At 70.7% G+C, this 22,522-nt stretch carries 18 protein-coding genes; 7 read left to right on the plus strand and 11 right to left on the minus strand.

Annotation, left to right across the window (positions count from 1 at the left end; all coding sequences use genetic code 11):
• Positions 1-20: 20 nt before the first annotated feature.
• Together OV207_RS26975 and OV207_RS26980 are read right to left on the minus strand one after the other, a co-directional pair.
• Complete coding sequence (locus tag OV207_RS26975; RefSeq protein ID WP_420715269.1) at positions 21-1,034, minus strand: class I SAM-dependent methyltransferase; 1,014 nt, start codon at positions 1,032-1,034, stop codon at positions 21-23.
• The gene (locus tag OV207_RS26980; RefSeq protein ID WP_267557950.1) at positions 944-1,504 is read right to left on the minus strand and encodes a NifU family protein; all 561 of its coding nucleotides are present in this window, start codon (positions 1,502-1,504) and stop codon (positions 944-946) included. The genes OV207_RS26975 and OV207_RS26980 overlap by 91 nt, the downstream gene beginning before the upstream one ends.
• 206 nt (positions 1,505-1,710) lie before the next feature.
• Here OV207_RS26980 and OV207_RS26985 point away from each other — a divergent pair, with 206 nt between their 5' ends.
• The 4 genes from OV207_RS26985 (at position 1,711) to clpA (ending at position 6,057) form a co-directional block, all read left to right on the plus strand.
• Entirely contained in the window at positions 1,711-2,154 is a 444-nt protein-coding gene (locus OV207_RS26985) for a hypothetical protein (RefSeq protein WP_193349011.1), read from the plus strand.
• A gap of 67 nt (positions 2,155-2,221) precedes the next feature.
• The gene (locus tag OV207_RS26990) at positions 2,222-3,382 is read left to right on the plus strand and encodes a GNAT family N-acetyltransferase (protein WP_267557951.1); all 1,161 of its coding nucleotides are present in this window, start codon (positions 2,222-2,224) and stop codon (positions 3,380-3,382) included.
• 56 nt (positions 3,383-3,438) lie between these two features.
• Positions 3,439-3,765 (plus strand): ATP-dependent Clp protease adaptor ClpS, encoded by a 327-nt coding sequence (locus OV207_RS26995; RefSeq protein WP_171413745.1) that lies wholly within the window; start codon positions 3,439-3,441, stop codon positions 3,763-3,765.
• A 3-nt stretch (positions 3,766-3,768) separates the two neighbouring features.
• Positions 3,769-6,057: an ATP-dependent Clp protease ATP-binding subunit ClpA gene (gene clpA / locus OV207_RS27000; RefSeq protein WP_267557952.1), complete on the plus strand. Its 2,289-nt coding sequence runs from the start codon at positions 3,769-3,771 to the stop codon at positions 6,055-6,057.
• An 89-nt stretch (positions 6,058-6,146) separates the two neighbouring features.
• On the opposite strand, the gene OV207_RS27005 is transcribed toward clpA, so the two are convergent.
• From OV207_RS27005 to fabI, 8 genes are all read right to left on the minus strand, one after another.
• On the minus strand, positions 6,147-7,763 hold the full coding sequence (locus tag OV207_RS27005; RefSeq protein WP_193349008.1) for a methyl-accepting chemotaxis protein: 1,617 nt from the start codon (positions 7,761-7,763) through the stop codon (positions 6,147-6,149).
• A gap of 112 nt (positions 7,764-7,875) precedes the next feature.
• Complete coding sequence (locus tag OV207_RS27010; protein ID WP_415835169.1) at positions 7,876-8,934, minus strand: chemotaxis protein CheB; 1,059 nt, start codon at positions 8,932-8,934, stop codon at positions 7,876-7,878.
• 2 nt (positions 8,935-8,936) lie between these two features.
• Complete coding sequence (locus OV207_RS27015; RefSeq protein ID WP_267557953.1) at positions 8,937-11,114, minus strand: hybrid sensor histidine kinase/response regulator; 2,178 nt, start codon at positions 11,112-11,114, stop codon at positions 8,937-8,939.
• Positions 11,104-11,649: a chemotaxis protein CheW gene (locus OV207_RS27020; RefSeq protein WP_267557954.1), complete on the minus strand. Its 546-nt coding sequence runs from the start codon at positions 11,647-11,649 to the stop codon at positions 11,104-11,106. The genes OV207_RS27015 and OV207_RS27020 overlap by 11 nt, the downstream gene beginning before the upstream one ends.
• The gene (locus OV207_RS27025; protein WP_267557955.1) at positions 11,646-12,878 is read right to left on the minus strand and encodes a CheR family methyltransferase; all 1,233 of its coding nucleotides are present in this window, start codon (positions 12,876-12,878) and stop codon (positions 11,646-11,648) included. Before OV207_RS27025 ends, OV207_RS27020 begins: the two co-directional genes overlap by 4 nt.
• The gene (locus tag OV207_RS27030; RefSeq protein WP_267557956.1) at positions 12,875-13,741 is read right to left on the minus strand and encodes a response regulator; all 867 of its coding nucleotides are present in this window, start codon (positions 13,739-13,741) and stop codon (positions 12,875-12,877) included. Before OV207_RS27030 ends, OV207_RS27025 begins: the two co-directional genes overlap by 4 nt.
• Before the next feature lie 4 nt (positions 13,742-13,745).
• Positions 13,746-14,123: a response regulator gene (locus tag OV207_RS27035; RefSeq protein ID WP_120537792.1), complete on the minus strand. Its 378-nt coding sequence runs from the start codon at positions 14,121-14,123 to the stop codon at positions 13,746-13,748.
• Positions 14,124-14,283: 160 nt separating this feature from the next.
• Positions 14,284-15,114 carry an enoyl-ACP reductase FabI gene (gene fabI / locus OV207_RS27040; protein ID WP_193349002.1) on the minus strand — a complete coding sequence of 277 codons (831 nt, stop codon included), beginning with the start codon at positions 15,112-15,114 and terminating at the stop codon, positions 14,284-14,286.
• A 338-nt stretch (positions 15,115-15,452) separates the two neighbouring features.
• Here fabI and OV207_RS27045 point away from each other — a divergent pair, with 338 nt between their 5' ends.
• The 3 genes from OV207_RS27045 (at position 15,453) to OV207_RS27055 (ending at position 19,925) form a co-directional block, all read left to right on the plus strand.
• Positions 15,453-18,341: a 2-oxoglutarate dehydrogenase E1 component gene (locus OV207_RS27045; RefSeq protein ID WP_267557958.1), complete on the plus strand. Its 2,889-nt coding sequence runs from the start codon at positions 15,453-15,455 to the stop codon at positions 18,339-18,341.
• Positions 18,331-19,557: a 2-oxoglutarate dehydrogenase complex dihydrolipoyllysine-residue succinyltransferase gene (odhB, locus tag OV207_RS27050; protein ID WP_267557959.1), complete on the plus strand. Its 1,227-nt coding sequence runs from the start codon at positions 18,331-18,333 to the stop codon at positions 19,555-19,557. The genes OV207_RS27045 and odhB overlap by 11 nt, the downstream gene beginning before the upstream one ends.
• A 164-nt stretch (positions 19,558-19,721) precedes the next feature.
• Positions 19,722-19,925 (plus strand): cold-shock protein, encoded by a 204-nt coding sequence (locus OV207_RS27055; protein ID WP_014397260.1) that lies wholly within the window; start codon positions 19,722-19,724, stop codon positions 19,923-19,925.
• A 113-nt stretch (positions 19,926-20,038) separates the two neighbouring features.
• Here the strand turns inward: OV207_RS27055 and OV207_RS27060 are convergent, their stop codons facing one another.
• A complete protein-coding gene (locus OV207_RS27060) occupies positions 20,039-22,255 on the minus strand; it encodes a S9 family peptidase (RefSeq protein WP_267557962.1) in 2,217 nt (738 codons plus the stop codon).
• Between the last annotated feature and the right edge of the window lie 267 nt (positions 22,256-22,522).

Consider the following 22,522-nt stretch of genomic DNA (forward strand, 5'->3'; position numbering starts at 1 on the left):
TCAAGCACGGCGGGCACGCCTCACGCCTGACGTTCGTCCGACTCCGGCCCTGGTTCCAGCGCGGATTCTACTTCCGGACCGTCGGGCAGTTCCACCGGCGCCCCCCCCGTCGTCGCGGGGGTGATGCCCAGCAGACGCGTGAGCCGGGGCTGCACGCCCGTCTCCGCCAGCAGCGCCTGGAGCTGGAGCTTCGCGCGCCGGTTGTCGCGGTGCACGCGCCGCCCGAGGATGAGCTCGTTCTTCAGCGAGTGCTCCCACCCCGTCAGCTCCGTCACCGTCACCTGGTAGCCGAAGGACTCCAGCGTCAGCGCGCGGATGACGTTCGTCAGGTGCGAGCCGAACTCGCGCCGGTGCATGGGGTGCTGGAAGAGCAGCGACATGGAGCCGGCCGGCTTCGCGCGCTTCTCCTTCAACTGCGCGGCCACCTCCGCCTGGCAGCACGGCACCACCGCCACGTGGTCCGCGCCATGCTTGATGGCGGCCACCAGCGCGTCGTCCGTGGCCGTGTCGCACGCGTGCAGCGCCATCAGCACGTGGATGCGCTCGGGGTACTGGGCCGCGTCGATGTGCGCCGTCTGGAAGCGCATCCGGTCGAAGTGCAGCCGCTCAGCGCGGCCCTTCGCCCTTTCGGTCAGCTCCGGGCGCCCTTCGATGGAGAGCAGCTCCCCGGCCTGCGCGTCCTTGAGGAACAGCTCGTAGACGACGAAGCCCAGGTAGGCGTTGCCGCTGCCGGCGTCCACCACGAGGGGGCTCGGGTGGCGGGCCTGCACGTCGTCCATGGCGGGGCGCAAGAGGCCCACCAGGTGGTTGACCTGCTTGAGCTTGCGCAGCGCGTCCGCGTTGAGGTGGCCCTCGCGCGTGAGCAGGTGCAGCTCCCGCAGCAGGGCCTGGGACTGGTCCGGCAGCAGCTCCTTGCGGACCTGCGGCGCCTTGACGTTGCGCCTCAGACGGACACCACTTCCATCACTTCCGGGATGGCCTCGCGCAGGCGGCCCTCGATGCCCATCTTCAGCGTCGCGGTGGACGACGGGCAGCCCGCGCACGAGCCCTTCATGTGCAGGTACACGATGCCGTCCTCGAAGCGGTCCAGCGTGATGTCGCCGCCGTCCTGCGCCACCGCCGGACGGATCTCATCGTCCAGGATGGTCTGGATGCGCTGCTCGATGGAGCCCTCCTGGGAGGACGCCTGGCGCGACGCCGCGAGCGCGGCCTCGTCCACCACGGGCAGCCCCTCGGTGAGGTGCGTGTCCAGCGTGGCCATCACGGAATCGTTGAGCTCGTCCCATTCACCGGAGTCGCCCTTCGTCACGGTGACGAAGTTGGTGCCGAGCATCACCGCGGTGACGCCCTGGATGTCCATCAGCCGCAGGGCCAGGGGCGACTTCGCCTCCGCGTCCCCCCGGTTGGTGAAGTTCACGGCGCCACCGCCCAGCAGCTTGCGGTCCACCACGTACTTCAACGTGCTGGGGTTGGGGGTCCACTCGAGCTGGATGTTCACGGACATTCTGTTCTCCCGACGAAAGTCTGCTTCCTCTAAGGCGCGCCGGGCCCCATAGCAACCTGTCCGGCTGTCAGGCAAACGCGCCGCGCGTTCCATTCACTCCGGATGCGGCCCGGAGCGTCGTTCCGATGTAAGACACCGGGTCCCCTCTGCTTTTCCGGTCCGGGGGACCGTCCTTCCCTTCCCTGCCCCGCTGGTGAGGTCTCCCCATGTCCGCCTTCCCGCCGCGCCTTGCCCACCTCGCCACCCGGGCCGTGGTGGTGGCCAAGCTGGGCCCCACCTACGCCGAGGCCCACCGCCTGGACGCCGAGGAATCCGCCCAGCGCCTCTCCACCGCGCTCTCCGGACGCCTGCTGACGGCCCTGCTGGAGGCCACGTGGACCCAGATGCTCGGCAAGACAAAACGTCTCACCGAGGACGGCCTGCTGGAGAAGGTGGCCACCACCCTGGGCGACCGGCCGCAGCGCCCGGGCAAGGTCGCGCCCACGACGCCCGGCTGGAGCGCCTTCCTGGTGCTGGTGGACCTGGAGGCGGGCACGGCCAGCGACGCCGCCCGCCGCGTGATGGAGTCCGACGAGGGCCGCAAGCGCGCCGCCGCCGGGATGGCGGAGGTCGCGGGCTTCCTCGCCACCGAGCTGACGCGCGGCAAGTAGCTGGCGTGGGGCGGGCGTGGCGGCAGGCCTCACGCGCCGTTATAGGCTGGCGTTGCCCGGCCCGCCCATGTCCGCCCCGCTCCCCACCACGCTGCGCCTGCTCACGTCCATCACCGACGTCCCCCAGACGGCCTGGGACGCGCTGGTGGACCCGGGCTCCATGCCCTTCCTGGAGTGGGCCTTCCTGGCCGCCCTGGAGGAGAGCGGCAGCGTGGTGCCCGAGCGCGGCTGGCACCCCCGCCACCTCACCCTCTGGAGGGGCTCACGCCTGGTGGCCGCCGCGCCCGCGTACCTGAAGGACGACAGCCACGGCGAGTTCGTCTTCGACGCCGCCTGGGCCACCGCCGCCGAGCGCGCCGGCCTGCGCTACTACCCCAAGCTGGTGCTCGCGGTGCCCTTCACCCCTGCCACGGGCCGCCGCGTGCTGGTGGCCCCCGGTGAGGACCGCCCCACCCGCGAGGCGGAGCTGTACGGCGCCGCCCTGGAGTACGCCCGCGCGGAGGGGCTCTTGAGCGTCCACGTCCTCTTCCCCACCCCGGAGGAGCTGCCGGTGCTGGAGGCCCAGGGCTACGCGGTGCGCCTGGGCGTGCAGTACCAGTGGACGAACACCGGCTACCGGACGTTCGAGGACTTCCTCGCCCGCTTCCACTCCAAGCGGCGCCACCAGCTCCGGCGCGAGCTGGCCGCCCCTGAAGCCCAGGGCATCACCTTCCGCACCCTGCGGGGCGAGGCCCTGGAGGAGCTGGAGCCCGCGAGCGCGCACCAGCTCTACGTGGCCACGGTGGACCGCTACCCCTGGGGGGTGCGGTCGCTGACGCCGGACTTCTTCGCCCGCCTGCTCGGGGGCTTCCGGCACCGGTGTGAGTTCGTGGAGGCCCGGCGGGAAGGCCGGCGGGTGGCGGGGGCGTTCAACTTCATCGGGCCGCGCACGCTGTTCGGCCGTTATTGGGGAGCGCTCGAGGAGCACCCGTTCCTGCACTTCAATGTCTGCCTCTACCAGCCGGTGGAGGCCTGCATCGCGCGGGGGCTGGAGCGCTTCGAGCCCGGGGCCGGGGGCGAGCACAAGCTCACCCGGGGATTCGAGCCGCACCTCACGTACAGTGCGCATCTCTTCCTCCACCCCGGATTGGACCGGGCGGTGCGCGGCTTCCTGGCGCACGAGCGGGCGGCCGTCGAAAGCGGTCTGCCCCTCTGGTGGGCGGAGACGGGTTTCAAGGAGCGGGTCTGAAGTTTTCGAGGACCCGCCGTGGTTCGCGAAGCGAAGGCAAGGGAGTCCGCAAGCCCATGGCGCAGAAGCACCAACATGATGACGGCCAGGTCGTCACGGAGACCGTCCCCAAGCAGAAGCTGAAGAGGCCGACGCTCTACAAGGTCCTCCTGCACAACGACAACTACACCACGCGGGAGTTCGTGGTGGCCGTGCTCAAGGAGATCTTCCACAAGTCGGAGACGGATGCCGTGCAGATCATGATGCACGTTCATTACAACGGCATCGGCGTGGCCGGCGTTTATACCTACGACGTCGCAGAGACGAAGCTCAAGACAGTGGAGGCCGCGGCGCGGGACAACGGGTTCCCCCTGCGGCTGTCCATGGAACCCGAGGAAGGCTGAACCGTGGCAGGACCATCGATTGCCAAAGAGTTGCAGGCCAGCTTCCGCACCGCGCTCGACGAGGCGCGGAAGATGCGCCACGAATACCTGACGCTGGAGCACCTGCTCCTGGCCCTCACCCGTGACTCGCGCACCCGCGAGGTGCTCAAGGCCTGCGGCGCGAACGTCAAGCGCCTGCAGGAGAACCTGACCTCCTTCCTGGAGGAGACGGTCGAGCGGCTGCCCGACGACGTGGACGCCGAGCCCCAGCAGACCATCGGCGTGGAGCGCGTGCTCCACCGCGCCGCCATGCACGCCCTGTCCGCCGAACAGAAGTACATCGACGGGGGCGACGTGCTGGTCGCCATGTTCCGCGAGGAGGAGAGCCAGGCGCTCTTCCTGCTCCAGCAGGAGGGCGTCACCCGCCTGGACCTGCTCAACTTCATCTCCCACGGCATCAGCAAGGACGGCGAGTCCGACGCGGCCGGGGACAGCAAGGGCGCGCCCGCGGGGGACGACGAGGACGGCGAGTCTTCGCGCAAGAGCCCGCTGGAAGCGTACGCCGTGCAGCTCAACGTGGAGGCGAAGGCGGGCCGCATCGACCCGCTCATCGGCCGCGACAAGGAGCTGGAGCGCACCATCCAGGTGCTCTGCCGCCGCCGCAAGAACAACCCGCTCTACGTGGGTGAGGCCGGCGTGGGCAAGACGGCCATCGCGGAGGGCCTGGCGCTCCACATCACCGAAGGCCGCGTGCCGGCCGCGTTGAAGGACGCGGTCGTCTACTCGCTGGACATGGGCGCGCTGCTGGCGGGCACCAAGTTCCGCGGCCAGTTCGAGGAGCGCCTCAAGGGCGTGCTCAAGGCGCTGCAGGAGCTGCCGGACGCCATCCTCTTCATCGACGAGATCCACACCATCGTCGGGGCGGGGGCCACGAGCGGCGGGTCCATGGACGCGTCCAACCTGCTCAAGCCCGCGCTGGCGTCGGGCCGGCTGCGCTGCATCGGGTCCACGACGTTCCAGGAGTTCAAGGCGTCCTTCGAGCGCGACCGCGCGCTGTCCCGCCGCTTCCAGAAGATTGAAGTGGACGAGCCCAGCGTGGAGGACACCATCAAGGTCCTGGAGGGCCTGAGGAGCCGCTACGAGGAGCACCACCACGTGAAGTACGGCGAGGGGGCGCTCCAGGCGGCGGCGGAGCTGGCGGCCAAGCACATCAACGACCGGTTCCTGCCGGACAAGGCCATCGACGTCATCGACGAGTCGGGCGCGGCCGAGCGGCTGAAGCCGGACGGGGTGCGCACGGGCGTCGTCACCGCGCACGACGTGGAGCAGGTCGTCTCCAAGATGGCGAAGATTCCCGCCAAGAGCGTGTCCGCCAGCGAGGGCGTGCAGATCCAGAACCTCGACAAGGAGCTCAAGGGCGTCATCTTTGGCCAGGACAAGGCCATTGAAGAGATGGTCAGCGCCATCAAGCTGTCGCGCTCCGGCCTGCGCGCGCCTGAGAAGCCCATTGGCAGCTTCCTCTTCTCCGGCCCCACGGGCGTGGGCAAGACGGAGCTGGCCAAGCAGCTGGCGCTCAGCCTGGGCGTGGAGTTCCTGCGCTTCGACATGAGCGAGTACTCGGAGAAGCACACGGTGAGCCGGCTCATCGGCGCGCCCCCGGGCTACGTGGGCTTCGACCAGGGCGGCCTGCTCACGGACGCCGTGCGCAAGCACCCGTACGCGGTGCTGGTGCTGGATGAAATCGAGAAGGCCCACCCGGACCTCTTCAACATCCTGCTCCAGGTGATGGACCACGCGACGCTCACCGACAACAACGGGCGCAAGGCGGACTTCCGCAACATCATCCTCATCCTGACGACGAACGCGGGCGCGCAGGAGATGAGCACCAAGGCCATGGGCTTCGGTGACACCAGCGTGGTGGTGGACGGTTCGCGGGCGAAGAAGGCCATCGAGCGCACCTTCACGCCGGAGTTCCGCAACCGGCTGGACGGCTGGATTTTGTTCTCCGGCCTCCCCGCGGAGGTCATCCTCAAGGTCGTGGACAAGGAGGTGCGCCTGCTCCAGAAGGTGCTCGACGAGAAGAAGGTCAAGTTGGAGCTCACGCCCGCCGCCCGCGCGTGGCTGGCGGAGCACGGGTACGACCCGGCCTTCGGCGCGCGCCCCATGGCGCGGCTGGTGGACAGCTCGCTCAAGAAGCAGCTCGCGGAGGCCCTGCTGTTCGGGGCCCTCAAGGGCGGCGGCGTCGCGCGCTTCGACGTGGTGGACGACGCGCTGAAGCTCGTCACCGAGTCCGCGGAGGCCGTCCCCGCGTAAGGCCGCTGGATTGCCTGAAACACCGAGGCCCCGGGCTCCCTCTTGAGGGGAACTCGGGGCCTTCGTGTTTCCACCGGCGTGCGGGGCGGCTACGGCTTCTTCGCGTCCACCTTGTACGCGCCCACGGCGCTGGAGAGCTGCTCGGAGATGATCTGCAGCGTGGTGGCCGCCTCGCCGGTGGACCCGATGCGCGCCACGGTGTCGTCCATCATCCGGGACAAGTCGTTCACCGCGAGGGTGATTTGGTTGATGCCCACGTTCTGCTGGTTCACCGCGGCGGCGATCTGCCGGACGGCGGCGGCGTTGTCCTGGACGATGGAGGACAGCTCGCGCAGGTTCTGCCCGCTGGTGCGCACCTGCTCCAGGCCCGCCTCCATGCGCTCCGCGCCGCGCTCGGTGATGCGCACCGCGGCGGTGACGGAGTTGGCGATGTCGTCCAGCAGCTCCCGCACGCGCGTCGTCGCCTGGATGGACTGGTCCGCCAGCGCGCGGATCTCACGGGCCACAACGCTGAAGCCCTTGCCGTGCTCGCCGGAGCGCACCGCTTCAATGGCCGCGTTGAGCGCGAGCATGTTGGACTGGTCCGCCAGGTCCTTCACCGTCTGGGTGATGCCGCCAATCTGGCGGGTGCGCTCGCCCAGCTCGAGAATCTTCTCCGCGATCTCCCCCACCTGCGCGCGGATGTCGTTGAGGCCCGCCATCGTCTGCTCGATGGAGTCCTCGCCCGCCTTCGCCAGGGAGTCGGCGCGCTCGGCCACGCTGAGCACGCTCTCCGCCTTCTGCGCGGCCAGCGTGGAGGTCTGCTTTATCTCCTGCGCCGTCACCTGCGTCTCCTGCAGCGCGGCGGCCTGGCGCGAGATGGTCTGCGCCTGCTCCGTGGAGGACGCGTTGAGGTGCTCGGTGGACTGGGTGAGCGCGGTGGCCGCGTGCTGGAGGTTGAGGGTGACCTCGCGCAGCTTGCCCACCATCTGCGAGAAGGAGTTGGACAGCCGCCCCACCTCGTCGTTGCCCCGCACCGTGATGGGACGCGTGAGGTCGCCGGACGCCACGATGTGGCCCGCCACCGACGTGAGCTCCGCCAGCGGCCGCACGATGCTGCGGCCGAACAGCGCCGCCACCACGACGCCGGCCAGCTCCAGCAGCAGCGCGAACAGCAGCATCTGCCAGCGCAGCCCGCCCACCTTCGCTTCAATGAACTCGCGCGCCATGCCCACGTGCACGGTGCCCAGCCGTCCCCCGGCCACCGGCGCCGCCACGTCCGTGCCCACCAGCGTCCTGCCGCCCCGCTGCAGCCGCAGCTCCGGGATGACGCGCAGGCCGTCATGGCCCACCACCGCCGGGGCCTCGGTGGCGACCTTCAGCGCCTCCGGGAAGGCGCCGTTGAAGGTGTGCACCAGCACCTTGCCGGAGGCGTCCTGGATGAAGAGGTACGCCAGGTCGTCGCGCCCCAGGAACGGGCTGATGAGGGGCTGGAGCGACGGCATGCCCGCGGCGAGGCCCTGCTCCGTGGCGATGGACAGGCTCAGCGCCACGGCCTGCCCTTCGATGATGTGGCGCTCCTCCAGGTTGGCCTGGAGCTGGTTCGTGGCGATGAAGGTGAGCAGCACGGCCACGGCGGCGCTGACGACCGCCGTGACGAGCACGAACTTCGGCGCGAGCCCGAGCCCACGCAGGAAGGAGACGTTGAGCGGGGCGGTCGACTTCACGGGAGCACTCCCAGGACGACGCGTTCAGACGGCCGACCGTCGGCCATCCGCCGACGGGGACAACGCACGGCCGCACGGATTCTTGGCGGAGGACCCGGACGGCGCGGAGGGCTCATCGTGAGCCACCCTCCGGCGGGCGGGAAGGGCGGAACGTGGGGCGCTGACAACTTTGTAGGATGAGGTCCGCCACCGCGGACAGGGGCACCCCCCCGTCGGTGGCCTTCAGCTCCAGCGCGGCGCGCGGCATGCCGTAGACGACGCTCGACGCCTCGTCCTGCGCGAAGGTGACGCCCCCCGCGGTGCGGATGGCCAGCAGGCCGCGCGCGCCGTCCTCGCCCATGCCGGTGAGGACGCCGCCGCCACAGCGCCGGCCGTACGCCGCCGCCAGCGAATTCAGGAGCACGTCCCCGTTGGGGCACGGCCCGCCCTGGGTGCGCTGCAGGCGGGCCAGCCCCGCGCTGTCCACCAGCAGGTCGTGCCCGTCCAGGGGGAAGTACACCCGGCCCGGCTCCAGCCGCTCGCCGTCGCGCGCCATGGTGACGTGGAGCGGGCACACCTGCGACAGCCAGCGCACCATGCCCTGCGTGAAGCCCACGGTGATGTGCTGGGCGATGAGCACCGGCACCGGCAGGTCCTTGGGCAGCTTGGAGAGCACCTCCGCCAGCGCCGGGGGCCCGCCGGTGGAGGCCACCAGGCCGAAGACGTCCACCCGCGCCCCGGTGGGCATGGGCAGGGGCGGCGCGGCGCGCGGGCGGCGGGAGATGACGGGCACCTCCGCCATCAGGCACACCGAGTGGGCCAGCTCCCGGCCCCACTTGCGCAGCTCGTCCGCGTTGGTGACGTTGGGCTTGCCGATGAGCTCCAGCGCCCCGGCGCTCATGGCCTGGAAGCCCAGGTCCACGCCCCGCTGCTCCGCCACGGCGCTCACGACCAGGATGCGCGCGGGCGCCTGGGACATGATGTGGCCGATGGCCGCCGGGCCGTCCAGGCCGGGCAGCAGCAGGTCCATGGTGATGACGTCCGGACGCAGCAGGCGCGCGAGCTGCACGGCGCGGTTGCCGTCCGCCGCCCGGCCCACGACCTCGATGCGAGGCTCCTCCGTGAGGAGGGCGGTGAGCGTGCTGGCCATGGTGGGCGAGTCGTCCACCACGAGCACGCGGATCTTCTTCATGCTCAAGCGCGGCTCCCGCGGCGGCTCATCACGTCCAGCACTTCGGCGAGCAGGCGGCCCGCGGCGCATTCGCGCTTGCTCAAGAAGCCGTCCGCGCCGGACTCCAGCCCCCGCTCGCGCGCGGACGGGCTGTCGTGCGCGGAGACCAGGATGACCGGCAGCGTGCGCGTCTCCTTCTTCTCACGCAGCCGCGCGATGAGCTCGGTGCCGTCCATCTCTTCCATGTCCAGGTCGCAGATGACGACGTCGTAGGTGTCCGCGGCCAGCCGCTCCAGGGCCCGGGGGCCGCTGGCCGCCAGGTGCACCTGGAAGCCGCCGGCCTCCAGGCTGGCCCGGTGCAGCGCCCGCGCGGTGAGCGAGTCGTCCACCACCAGCGCCCGCCGGCTGCCCGCCGACACCGTCACCTTCTCCGAATCCGACACCACCCAGTCCGGACGGAGGATGAGCAGCAGCTCGCCTCGGCTGAGCGTCGCCGCGCCCTGCCAGGCCGGCACGTCGCGCACCTCCGAGGGCAGCGGGCGGATGACCAGGTCCCGGTCCCCCACCACCGCGTCCACCACCAGCGCCACGCGCTTGCCGCCGCTCTGGACGATGAGCATGGGCTGGCCCTCCGCCGGGGGCGCCGACGCGCGCAGGCCCAGCCGCGCGCCCAGGTCCACCACCGGCAGGAGCTGCCCCAGGTGCTCCAGGTGCGCCCGGCGCTTGCCCAGCCGCAGCGAGTCCGCGCGCGCCAGCTGCGTGGACTCCACCGCGAGCATGGGCAGGCCCACGAACTGCTCCAGCGCGCGCACCATCAGCACCGGGGAGCTGCCCAGGTCCACCGGCAGCGTGAGCACGAAGCGCGTGCCCTGCCCGCGCGTGCTGGCCACCTCGATGCGGCCCTGGAGTGCCTCCACCGTGGCGCGCACCGCGTCCAGGCCCACGCCGCGCCCGGAGGTGTCCGTCACGTCCGAGCGGGTGCTGAAGCCCTCGCTGAAGATGAGGTCGCGCACCTGGTTGTCGTTGAAGCGCGCCACCTCCTCCGCCGTCACCAGCCCGCGCTTCTCCGCCACCCGCCGCACCGCCTGCAGGTCGATGCCGCGCCCGTCGTCGGAGGCCTCCAGGTACAGCAGGTTGCCCTGCTGCTCCACGCGCAGCGTGAGCGCGCCCTCGTGGTGCTTGCCGGCCTTCTCGCGCTCGGCGGGCATCTCCAGCCCGTGGTCCACGGCGTTGCGCAGGAGGTGCACGAGCGCGCCCTGGAGCTTCTCCAGCAGGCGCCTGTCCAACGACACCTCCGCGCCCACCACCGACAGCCGCGCCTCCTTGCCCAGTTGGCGCGACAGGTCCCGCACCATGCGCTGCAGGGGCTCCAGGATGGTGCGCGTGGGCCGCGTGGTGATGGCCTTGAGGCCCTCCTCCAGCGCGTCCACGATGTCGCTCGTCTCCTCGCCGTCGGTGCGCAGCGAGCGGCCCGTGCCGGACAGGAGCGTGCGCGCCTCCGCCGTCTCCGCCAGCAGGCCCTGCTTGGCCAGCAGCGTGGACACCCGCTCCAGCTCCCGGCTGCGCTCCTCCACCCGCAGGCGCACCTCGCGCAGGCGCTCCACCTCGCGCATCAGCGACGTCACCTGCCGCGCGCTCACGCGCCACCCGGCGTCCGCCGACTCGCCCTGCGGCTCCGGCGACGGCGGCACGCCCGGGGCGCCCTGAGACAGGCCCTGCACGCCAGCGTCCGTCGGCGGCGGCGGGGGCACCGCCTGCGCGAAGGCCCCCCCGGGCAGCGCGGCGGCGGCCTCCGGCGGCGGCGCGGCCGCGACCAGCTGGGCCAGCGCGGCGGCGGGGTCCGGCAGCAGCTCTCCCCGGCCATCCGCGTGCGCCTGCGCGCGCAGCATGAACAGGTCCAGCCCGTGCAGCAGGATGTCCACCACCGGGCGCGGCATCTTCTGCGTGGTCGCCTTGAGCGGCGCCAGCGCGTCCTCCAGCCGGTGGGCGATGTCGCCCAGGTCCTGGAGGCCCAGCGAGGAGGCGCTGCCCTTCAGCGTGTGCAGGTGGCGGCCCAGCCGGGTGTAGATCTTCGCGAGCGCGTCGTTCTCCAGGCCCTCGCGCTCCAGCTCCAGCAGGTCCATGGTGACCTTCTGGATGACCTCCTGCGCCTCGATGGCGAAGCCCGCCACCAGCGGCTGCAGCATCGGGTCAACGGCCATGGCGCACCCCCGTGTCCGGCACGGAGAACAGGCGCTTCGGGTCGATGAGGTGGATGAGCTGCCGGTCCTGGGTGAAGACCTCCATCACCGGCCCCTCCGCCCGCACCCGCGCGGCCTCCACCGCCGCGAGCGGCAGCGTGGTGGGGCGCGGGATGGCTTCGCAGTCCAGCGCGCACAGCTCCCCATCGCCCCGGTCCACCACCAGCAGCACGGCGGGGTCCTGCCGCCACCCGTGGCCGCCCAGCAGCGACGCCAGGCTCAGCGCGGACAGCACCTGGCCCTGGAAGCGCAGCACGCCGATGACGGCGGGCTCCGACAGCGGCACGGGCGTCACCATGCGCAGGGGCAGCGCGGCCCGCAGCAACTCCAGGGGCAGCGCGTAGCGCTCCTCGCCCAGGGGGAACTCGGCGATCCAGTGGACCGCCTCCTCGACGGACGACTCGCCCTGCTCACGCAGGCGCGCGGCCCGGCGCGCGAGCAGGTCGCGCGTCTCCTCCTCCAGGGCCTCGTCCATCAACCGCGGCGTCCCCTTCATTCCAGCGCCCCCAGATTCAGGTAGGCGTCAGCGGACGCCAGGTAGAAGCGCGCAGGCAGCGCCTCCGGTCCATCCACCAGCTCGTCCGGGGGCAGCTGGCCCGCCCGCGAGCGCAGGGCGCGCATCAGCGGGAAGGCCGCGTCCCGGGCCCCCGCGCGCTCGCGCAGGAGCGCCAGCTCCAGCAGGCCCGGCAGGTAGTCCGGGGCCTGCTTCACGAGCAGCTCCAGCACGGCGGTCGCTCCGGACACGTTGCCTTCTTCAATGCGCTCCAGGGCCTGCAGGTGCAGCCGCGCGGGGGGCGGCGGGGGGGACGGCGGCTGCGCGGGCGGGGGCGGCAGCGGCGCGGACAGCCGGCGCGGCGGCGGGGTGACCCGCGAGGTGACGAGCGGCTGCGGCGGGGGCAGCGGCGCGAAGGAGCGCTCTTCCGGGCGCGGCTTGCGGAAGGCCTGCAGCTCCGGCGGCCCCTCGCGCGTCAGCCCCGGCGGCACGCGGTCCACCTCCACCGTGCCCAGGAACAGCAGGCCCCCCGGCGTCAGGCTGCGCGTCAGGTGCCCGATGGCCGCGTCGCGCGCGGACGGCGAGAAGTACGTGAGCACGTTGCGGCAGAGGATGAAGTCGAACAGGCCGAAGCGCTCCGGCAGCGGCGCCAGCAGGTTGGCCGGCGCGAAGCGGGTGACCTTGCGCACCTCCGGGATGATGGACACCTGGCGCTCGCCGTGGGGCTCGTAGACGGTGTGCAGCGCGGGCGCGGACTCGCGGCGGGACCACGCGCCGTAGGTGCCGCGCCGGGCGGCCTCCAGGCTGGCCTCATGCAGGTCCGTGCCCACCACCTCCACCGGCATCCCGGGGGGCGCGCACGCCAGCAGGCACGCGGCCAGCGAATAGGCCTCCTCGCCGGTGGCGCACCCCGCGCTCCAGCCGCGCAGGTGCAGCGCGCCGTGGCGCAGCGCGGACGGCACCCCTTCCGAAGCGATGAAGCGGAAGTGCTCCGGCTGGCGGAAGAAGTACGTCTCCCCCACCAGCACCGCGCGCACCAGCGTGTAGGCCAGGGGCGAGCCCAGTTGCTGCAGCTCGCTCAGGACCTCCGTGGGCACCCGGCCCCGGGCCAGCTCCGCGCGCAGCACGCGTTCCACCGCATCCTGGGCGATGGCGTCATCACGAAAGCCGGTGGTGTCCGCCACCACTTCCCGGGCTCGGGCCAGCAGCCGGGGGTCGAGCCCTGCACTCATGCGCTCCGATCTTCCTCCACCGGCGCGAGCAGCGCGGGCAGGTCGCGCAGGAGTCCCCGCGCGATGAACACCTTCGGATCCAGGATGGGCAGCGCGCGACCACCGGTGCGCAGCATGCCCAGAAGCCCCTCTTGCAGCAGGCCGTGCTCGGCGCCGCCCACCTTCTCGCGCCGGTCGATGTCGGTCGCCTGGAACTCCTCCGGATCCTTCACCGTGTCCACGGTGAGGGCCAGCGACACCCCTTCGGCCTCGATGACCACCAGCATCCGCTCCGCGATGGCCACCTGGTGCTTCACGCCCAGCCGCAGCGCCACGTCCAGCACGCACACCGCATGGCCGCGCAGCTCCACGTACTCGCGCAGGTAGGATGGGCCCGTGGGCAGCGGCCGCGTCGCCGGCTGCAGGAGGACCTCCTTCACGGAGTCCAGCGGCACGGCGAACTCGCGCTCGCCCACCGACAGCCGCAGCACCAGCATCGCGCCGGAGCGCGAGCGGCGCCGCGCGGCCTCCAGCGCCTCGCCCACGCGGTTGAGCAGCTCGTCCGCGCGGAAGGGCTTGGGCAGGAACGCCTCCGCGCCCAGTCCCAGGCACGCCTCCGCGCGCTGCTTCTCCGACGAGATGATGATGACCGGGATGTCCGTCGTCGCGACATCCGCCTTCATCCGCTGGAGCACCTCGTCGCCGTCCATCTCCGGCATGGACAGGTCCAGCAGCACCGCCGCCGGCCGCAGCCGGCCCACCTTCTCCAGCGCCTCACGCCCGTTGCTGGCCGTGTGGATGGTGTAGTGCCCGGAGAGGATGGCCCGCTCCAGCGCCAGGATGGCGTCGCTGTCGTCGACCAGCAGCAGGGACGGCAGGCTCACGGCGTCACACCCTGTTCAGGAACTGACGCACCGTCTTGGTCAGCTCGTCGTGCGAAACGGGTTTCTGGATGAACGCGTTGGCGCCCGCCTCCGTGCCGCGCTGGCGCAGGTCCTCGCCCTTCTCCGCCGTCAGCAGGATGACCGGCACGCTCTTCACCTGGGCCTGGGCGCTGGCGCGCACCTCCTTCACGAAGGTGATGCCGTCCATGTTCGGCATGTTGATGTCGGCGATCACCACGCTCACCGGCACCAGCCGCAGCAGCTGGAGCGCGCGCGCCGCGTCCTCCGCCTCCACGATGCTGACCTTGAGGTTCATCAGGTAGATCTTGAGGATGTTGCGGACGGTCGGGCTGTCGTCCACCAGCAAGACGTTGGTACTCACTGTGCCACGGCTCCTCGCACAGGCTCCGCGAAGTGCGGAGAGGTCTGCGCTGCATGGGTGATCCTACCGTGAGCGCTCCGATGTTCGGAAGCGGGGGGCCCCCGACCGCCGGGAAGCAGGGCAGGCAAATGTCTGCTCTTTCCGGAAAGGTTGGGAGGCTTCATCCCTCCTTGGGCGTGGGGGTCGCCAGGACCCCTTCCGCTCCTTCCACCGTGTCCACCGGGGGCGCGCCCACGGAGTGATAACCGCCGTCGACGTGGACCATTTCGCCCGTGGTGGAGGGCATCCAGTCGGACAGCATGGCGCACGCCGTCCTGGCGACGTGGTCGTGGCTGTCCTTGTCGCTCCAGCCCAGCGGCGCCTGCTTGCCCCAGTACTGCGCCAGGGACTTGAAGCCCGGGATGCCCTTGGCCGCGATGGTGGCCAGGGGACCCGCCGCCAGCGCGTTGACGCGGATGCCCTTGGGGCCCAGGTCGCGCGCCAGGTAGCGCACCGTGGCCTCCATGGCCGCCTTGCACACCCCCATCCAGTCGTAGATGGGCCACGCCTGCCGGTTGTCGAAGTCCAGCGCGACGATGGCGCTGCCCGGCGGCATCAGCGGCGCGCACGCCATGGCCAGCTCCTTCACGGAGAAGGCGGAGATGCGGAACGCGGTCTGCACGCTCTCCCAGGGGGTGTTGAGGAAGTTGCCGCCCAGCGCGTCCTCGGGCGCGTACGCGATGGCGTGCAGCACGCCGTCCACGCGGCCCCACTTCTGGCGCAGCGTCTCCGTCAGGGCCGGGAAGTGCTCCGGGTTGGTGACGTCCAGCTCCAGCACCTCCGTGCCGGGCTTGAGCCGCTTCGCGCTGCGCTCCGTCAGCGACTTCGCCCGGCCAAAGCCGGTGAGGATGATCTCCGCACCCTGCGCCAGCGCGTGTTCGGCGATGCCGAAGGCCAGCGACTGCGGGGTGAGCACGCCGGTGATGAGCAGCTTCTTGCCCTGGAGGAGCATGTCGGTACGTTCTCGCAAGAGAAGAGGAAGGGGGGCGCGTGCTTAGCACTCCTTCGCCCCCTTCTGGGGCACCGGCCCCCGATTCCCTTCCCGACGCCGGAGGGGGCCCCCAACCGGGTGGGCCGGATGTACGTCCGTTCAGCATGCCGGACGCCCCCAGCCTTCTTTTGAGCCCCACGCAGCGGCGGGAATCCGGCCCTCGGTGAAGCTGCGCTCACGCAGGGCATGACTCCATCTGCTCCCCATGGTGGAGGAGGGGCAGCCGGACGCGGCGGGGTTCAACAAAGCTGAGGCGAAAACCCCCCAACGCGGCGCCCTTCCAGTAAAAGACCCCCGCCATGGCGAATTTCCAGGACAGCTTCCTCTCTGGTGCCAACATCGACTTCATCGAGGGGCTCTACGCGCGCTTCCTTGATGACCCGGGCAGCGTGGACCCGAGTTGGCGCGAAGTCTTCGAGCGCAACAACGGCGCGGGCCGCCCCATCTTCAACGCGAAGCAGCTGGAGGCCCCCGCGCCCGTCGTCCCCGAGGGCAAGGGCAAGGGCAACGGCAAGGCGAACGGAGCCGCGCAGGCCCCCGTCGCCGCCGCGCCCGCGGCCCCCGTCGCGCCCGCGCAGGACATCGGGTTGCAGTCGAAGGTGGACCAGGCCATCACCGCCTTCCGGCTTCGCGGTCACCTGCGCGCGACGCTGGACCCGCTCGAGCGCCCGCGCCCGCCCCTGGGGCACGTCGCGGACGTGGCGCTGATGGACGAGAACCACTTCACCGCGAAGGAGCTGGAGCAGGCGGTGGAGTGCAACAACGTCTTCCCGCAGCAGCGCGTGCGCCTGTCGGACCTGGTGACGCGGCTGCGCCGCACGTACTCCGGCCACATCGGCGTGGAGTTCATGCAGATGCTCGACAGCGAGCGTCGCCGCTGGCTCATGCAGCGCATGGAGCACAGCGACAACCGCACGCCGTTCTCCGTGGAGGACCAGCGGCACATCCTCACCAAGCTGTCGTACGCGGAGGGCTTCGAGCACTTCCTGCACACCAAGTACGTGGGCGCCAAGCGCTTCAGCCTGGACGGCGGCGAGGCCCTCATCCCCATGCTGGACGCCCTGCTGGAAGTCGGCGCCGCCATGGGGCTCAAGGAGCTGGTCATCGGCATGGCCCACCGCGGCCGCCTCAACGTGCTGACGAACATCCTGGGCAAGAAGCCGGATCAGATCTTCAGCGAGTTCGACGGCCCCAAGGACCCCAAGGCGTACCTGGGCCGGGGTGACGTGAAGTACCACATGGGCTTCTCGTCGGACCACGCCACGCGCTCGGGCCGGAACGTGCACCTGTCGCTGGCCTTCAACCCCAGCCACCTGGAGTGCGTGGGCCCCGTGGTGGAGGGCCGCGTGCGCGCCAAGCAGGACCGGGGCGGCGACGCGGACCGCACGGGCGTGGTGCCCCTGCTCATCCACGGCGACGCGGCCTTCATCGGGCAGGGCGTCGTCGCGGAGACGCTCAACTTCGCGGGCCTCAAGGGCTACACGACGGGCGGCACGGTCCACGTCGTCATCAACAACCAGGTCGGCTTCACCACCGACCCGTCGGACTCGCGCTCCAGCATCTACGCCACCGCCATCGCGCAGATGTTGGACATCCCGGTGTTCCACGTGAACGGGGATGACCCGGAGGCGTGCGTCCACGTGGCGAGGCTCGCGGCGGAGTACCGCCAGACCTTCAAGAGCGACGTGGTCATCGACCTCATCTGCTACCGCCGCTACGGCCACAACGAGGGCGACGACCCGTCCTTCACCCAGCCGTCGATGTACGACATCATCCGCAAGCACCCGCCGGTGCGCGCGCTGTACGCGAAGGCGCTGGCGGAGCAGAACCGCATCTCCGCGGAGGAGTCCGACGCGCTCAAGCAGCGCTGCTACCAGGACTTCGACGCGGCGCTCACCCGCGCCCGTCAGGAGAGCCAGTTCAAGGAGCCCAACGCGCTGGAGGGCCTGTGGAAGCCCTACAAGGGCGGCCTGATGAAGAACGCGCCCCAGGTCCCCACCGCGGTGGAGAAGGCGACGCTGCGCGACGCGCTCCAGAAGCTGGCCACCGCGCCGGAGGGCTTCCAGGTGCACCGCGACGTGGAGCGCACCGTCCTCAAGAAGCGCCAGGGCATGCTGGAGACGGAGGAGTTGCAGTGGAGCGAGGGCGAGGCGCTGGCCTACGCCACGCTGCTGTCGGAGGGCTACATCATCCGCCTGTCCGGCCAGGACAGCGAGCGCGGCACCTTCAGCCACCGCCACGCGGTGCTGCACGACGTGCAGACGGGCGCGGAGTTCACCCCCCTGCGGCAGTTCGCCACCGGCAAGGCGGCGTTCAACGTCTACAACAGCCCCCTGTCGGAGATGGGCGTGCTGGGCTTCGACTACGGCTACAGCCTGGACGTGCCGGACGGCCTCACCATCTGGGAGGGCCAGTTCGGTGACTTCGCCAACGGCGCGCAGATCATCATCGACCAGTTCATCGCGGCGGCGGAGAGCAAGTGGCGCCGGCTGAGCGGCATCACGCTGCTCCTGCCGCACGGCTACGAAGGCCAGGGCCCGGAGCACTCCAGCGCGCGCCTGGAGCGCTTCCTGGACCTGTGCGCGGAGGACAACCTCCAGGTCTGCTACCCCACCACGCCCGCGCAGATCTTCCACCTGCTGCGCCGCCAGGTGCTGCGCCCGGTGCGCAAGCCGCTGGTCATCATGTCGCCCAAGAGCCTGCTGCGCCGCCCGGAGGCCATGAGCCGCATGGACGACCTGGCGACGGGCACGTTCCAGGAGGTCATCCTGGATGCGAAGGCGGACCCGGCGAAGGTGAAGCGGCTGCTGCTGTGCAGCGGCAAGGTCTACTACGATCTGGCCAAGGCCCGGGACGAGCGCAAGGACGACACCATCGCCATCGTGCGGCTGGAGCAGCTCTACCCGTTCCCGCACGACGAGCTGTCGAACCTGGTGGCGAAGCTGCCCCAGTTGCAGGAGCTGTACTGGGTGCAGGAGGAGCCTCGCAACGCGGGTGGCTGGCACTTCATGTTCCCGCGCCTGCACGACCTGGTCTCCGGCCGTGCGCAGCAGCACCCGTTGAAGTTGGGTTACATCGGCCGTGCCGAGGCCGCGAGCCCCGCCACCGGCTTCCCCAAGACGCACGACTACGAGCAGCAGCTCATCATCGAAGAAGCCATCCTCCGAGGAACCCAGAATGGCCGTTGAACTGAAAGTCCCGCCCCTCGGTGAGTCCATCACCGAGGCCGTCGTCGGCAAGTGGAACAAGAAGCAGGGCGACACGGTCGCCGCGGACGAGCCGCTCGTCGTGCTGGAGACCGACAAGGTCACCATCGACGTGCCGTCTCCCGCCGCCGGCAGCATCGCGTCCATTGCCTTCAAGGAGGGCGACAAGGTCCGCGTGGGCGAGGTGCTGGGCACCATCGAGGCTGGCGGTGCCGGTGCCGCCGCCGCGTCTCCCGCCCAGGCCGCCGCCACGCCCGCGCCCGCCCAGGCCGCCGCGCCGGTGCAGGCCGCCGCCGCTGGTGACGCGCGCATCACCCCCACCGCCAGGAAGATGGCGGAGGAGAATCAGGTGGACGTGGGCCAGCTCAAGGGCTCCGGCACCGGTGGGCGCATCGTGAAGGAGGACGTGCTGGGGCAGCTCAACCGCCCGGCCGCCCCCACCCAGGCGCCCTCCGCCCCGCCGCCTCCGGCCGCGCCGTCCGGGCCGCGTCCCAACGCCGCGCGCGAGGAGCGCGTGCGCATGACGCCGCTGCGCAAGCGCGTCGCGGAGCGCCTGCTCCAGGCCCAGTCCAACGCCGCCCTGCTCACCACCTTCAACGAGGTGGACATGGGCGAGGTGATGGCGCTTCGCAAGAAGTACAACGAGAAGTTCCAGGCGAAGCACGGCGTGAAGCTCGGGTTCATGAGCTTCTTCATCCGCGCGTCGGTGGAGGCCCTCAAGGCGTTCCCGCAGATCAACGCGGAGATCGACGGCGAGGACGTCATCTTCAAGCACTACTACGACATCGGCGTGGCCGTCAGCGGCAGCCGCGGTCTGGTGGTGCCGGTGGTGCGCGACGCGAACAAGCTGTCGCTCGCGGAGCTGGAGAAGACCGTCGGCGACTACGGCGGCCGCGCTCGCAACGACAAGCTGACCCTGACGGACCTCCAGGGCGGCACGTTCACCATCACCAACGGCGGCATCTTCGGCTCCATGCTGTCCACGCCCATCCTGAACCCGCCGCAGACGGGCATCCTGGGCATGCACAACATCGTGGACCGCCCGGTGGCGCGCGACGGCCAGGTGGTCATCCGGCCCATCATGTACATCGCCCTCACGTACGACCACCGCCTGGTGGACGGCCGCGAAGCGGTGCAGTTCCTGGTGCGCGTGAAGGAGTGCATCGAGGACCCGGAGCGCCTGCTGCTCGACATCTGACCCACTCCTCCGCACATGGTTGTGCGGGGTGGGAAGACAGGCATTCCCCGTGGGCCGGCTGGACTTCCAGTCGGCCCTTTCACTACAAATAGGTCCGTCTCCCCGGTCGTCGGGCAGAACGGGCGGCCTTCCCCACGGCTGCTCTGCAAACGCAAGGAAGCGCAATGGCAACTGGCACCGTGAAGTGGTTCAACGACGCGAAGGGCTTCGGCTTCATCACCCAGGACGGCGGCGGCGAGGACGTGTTCTGCCACCACACCGCCATCAACATGGATGGGTTCCGCACGCTGGCCGAAGGCCAGAAGGTGGAGTTCGAAGTCACCAAGGGCCCCAAGGGCCTGCAGGCGCAGAACGTCCGCGCGGCGTGAAGTGACGCGTCGTCCTCAGCCATTCCTCACGGACTGGTTGAACTGAAGAGGCCCGGAACCCCACGGCAGGGGATCCGGGCCTCTCCCTTTTCGGAGGCTGTGTCTGGCCTTGGCTACTTCAGGTTCTGCTGGAAGTGCGCCATCACGCGCTCGTACTGGCGCTCCGTGACGAGCGGATCCGGCACCATGTGCGTCAGGCCGCTCAGGGGCAGCAGCTGGTGCGGCTTGCCCGCGCGGAAGAGCGCGTCCGACAGCTTCAGCGTGTGGAAGAAGTAGACGTTGTCGTCGGCGGTGCCGTGCAGGAGCAGCAGCGCGCTGATGGGGGCGTCCTTCTTCGCGTACGTCAGCAGGCTGCTGACCTCGTAGGCCTGGGGCGTCTCCTCCGGCAGGCCCAGGTAGCGCTCGGTGTAGTGCGTGTCGTAGTCACGCCAGTCCACCACCGGGGCGCCGGACACGGCGGCCTTGAAGAAGTCCGGGCGCTTCAGCGCGGCCAGCGCGGCCATGTACCCGCCGAAGCTCCAGCCGGTGATGCCCACGCGCTGAAGGTCCATCTCCGGCACCTGCTTCGCCAGCGCCTGCACCGCTTCAATCTGATCATCCAGGGTGACGGTCGCGAAGTCGTGCTTCACCACGCGGTTCCACTCGGCGGTGCGCAGCGGCGTGCCGCGCCCGTCCACCTTCACGACGAGGAAGCCCTTGTCGGCCATCCACTGGCTGAGCAGGTGCGCGGCCATGGACTGGTGCACCACGGTGGTGGTGGGGCCCGCGTAGACCTCCACGATGACGGGCAGCTTCGTGCCGGGCTTGAAGTCGCGCGGCTTCACCAGCGAGGTCCAGAACTTCTTCGCGCCCACCTGGCGCACCTCGAAGTTCGGCGTGAAGGGCGGCTCCTCCGCCACCTCCGGCAGCTCGCCCAGCTTCTTGCCGTCACCCTTCATCACCAGCGTGCGCGGCATGGCCTTGGGGCCCTGGGTGCTGAGGACGAACAGGCCGCCGTTCTTGGAGACCATGCCCATCTCCAGGCCCGGTCCGGTGTTTCCGGTGGCCACCTTCACCGGGGCGCCGCCGTCCTTCACGCGCCACAGGTGGCTCTCCGTGGGGTTCGGGTCGCCGGAGAAGTAGAGCGTCTTGTCCGACTGCACGAAGCGCGAGAGGCCCCGGAAGCCCGCGTCCGGCTTCACCACGGAGCGCTCCAGCTCGCCGTTCGCCTTGCGCAGCTCCACTTCCGGGCCGCCGTTGCGCTCGGTGTACCAGAGGAAGCCGGAGCCATCCTCCAGCCACAGCGGGAAGTCCTGGTTCAGCTCCACCCACGCGGCGTCCTTCTCCGTGAGCAGCACACGCGTCTTGCCGGTGGCGGGGTCCACCGTCAGCACCTGCTCCTCCGTCTGGAGCCGGTTCTGCACCAGCAGCGTCAGCGGCCCGCCCTTCTCCCACTTCACCGTCGCCAGGTACGGGTACTTCTGCGCGTCCCACTGCGCCCACACCGTCTTGCCGCCCGTCACGGGCGTGATGCCCAGACGCACCTTCGCGTTCGGCTTGCCGGGACGCGGGTACGGGAACACCTCCCCGCCCTTCTCCGGGTGCATCACGTCCACGATGGTGAGCTTCTCCACCTCCGACGTGTCCGACTCCGTGTACGCGATGGACTTCGCGTCCGGGCTCCACCAGTACCCGGAGAAGCGGCTCATCTCCTCCTGCGCGACGAACTCCGCCAGGCCGTGCGTCTTCTCCGCCGTGCCGCCCTTCGTGACGCGCTTCTCCTGGTTGGTGCCCAGGTCCACCCGGTACACGTCGTGCCCGCGCACGTACGCCACCTGCTTGCCGTCCGGCGACAGGCGCGGATCGATGACGCCAGGGCCCGTCTTCACCTCCGTCGACTTGCCCGTGGCCCGGTCCACCACGTAGAGCCGGCCGGACAGCGGCACGAGCAGGCGCGTGCCGTCCTCCGACAGGTTGTAGGAGGTGAAGCCCCGGGCGCTCACGCGCATGCGCTCGCGGCGGGCCTTCTCCTCGGGCGTCAGCGTCTCCTCGGCGCCCTTGAGCAGGGCCTCCGGCGTGAGCAGCTCGCGCGCCTGCCCGGTGGCCACGTCGAACGCGTAGAGCACCTGCACGTTGGACGTAGGCGAGGTGCGCAGGAAGAGGACGGACTGCTCATCCGGGGTGATGCGCACGCCGGTGGGACGGCCGCTCTGGAAGCGACGCGTCTCCGCGTACTGGCGCAGGAAGAGGTCCGGCTGCTTTTGTGAAGGGGCCATGGCGAGGGGCTTCAGCTCCTGTGCGAGGGCGGGGGCGCTCATGAGGAGGAGCGCAGCGGTGAGGGCTTGACGCATGCGTAGTTGAATCCCCGCTCGGGGCGGGGCTCCTTTCGCGGGAAGATGCGCGCAAGCCTACACTCCGGCCGCCGCGCGGCCCTCCCAACGTCCGGCCCCCGAGCGGATTCCCGTCCCATGCAGCCGGAAGAGGACAACGCTGCGCGGCACACCCACGCCGCGCGGGCGAGGCGGCCGGTTCGACCAGAGGCCCCTCCCGTCCTTCGTCCCTTGACCTGGGCGGGTGGGAGGGACCCGCCCGGGGTCCCTCCCGGGCCACGGCCTCGT

Source organism: Corallococcus sp. BB11-1 (assembly GCF_026626625.1).
Lineage (GTDB): Bacteria > Myxococcota > Myxococcia > Myxococcales > Myxococcaceae > Corallococcus > Corallococcus soli.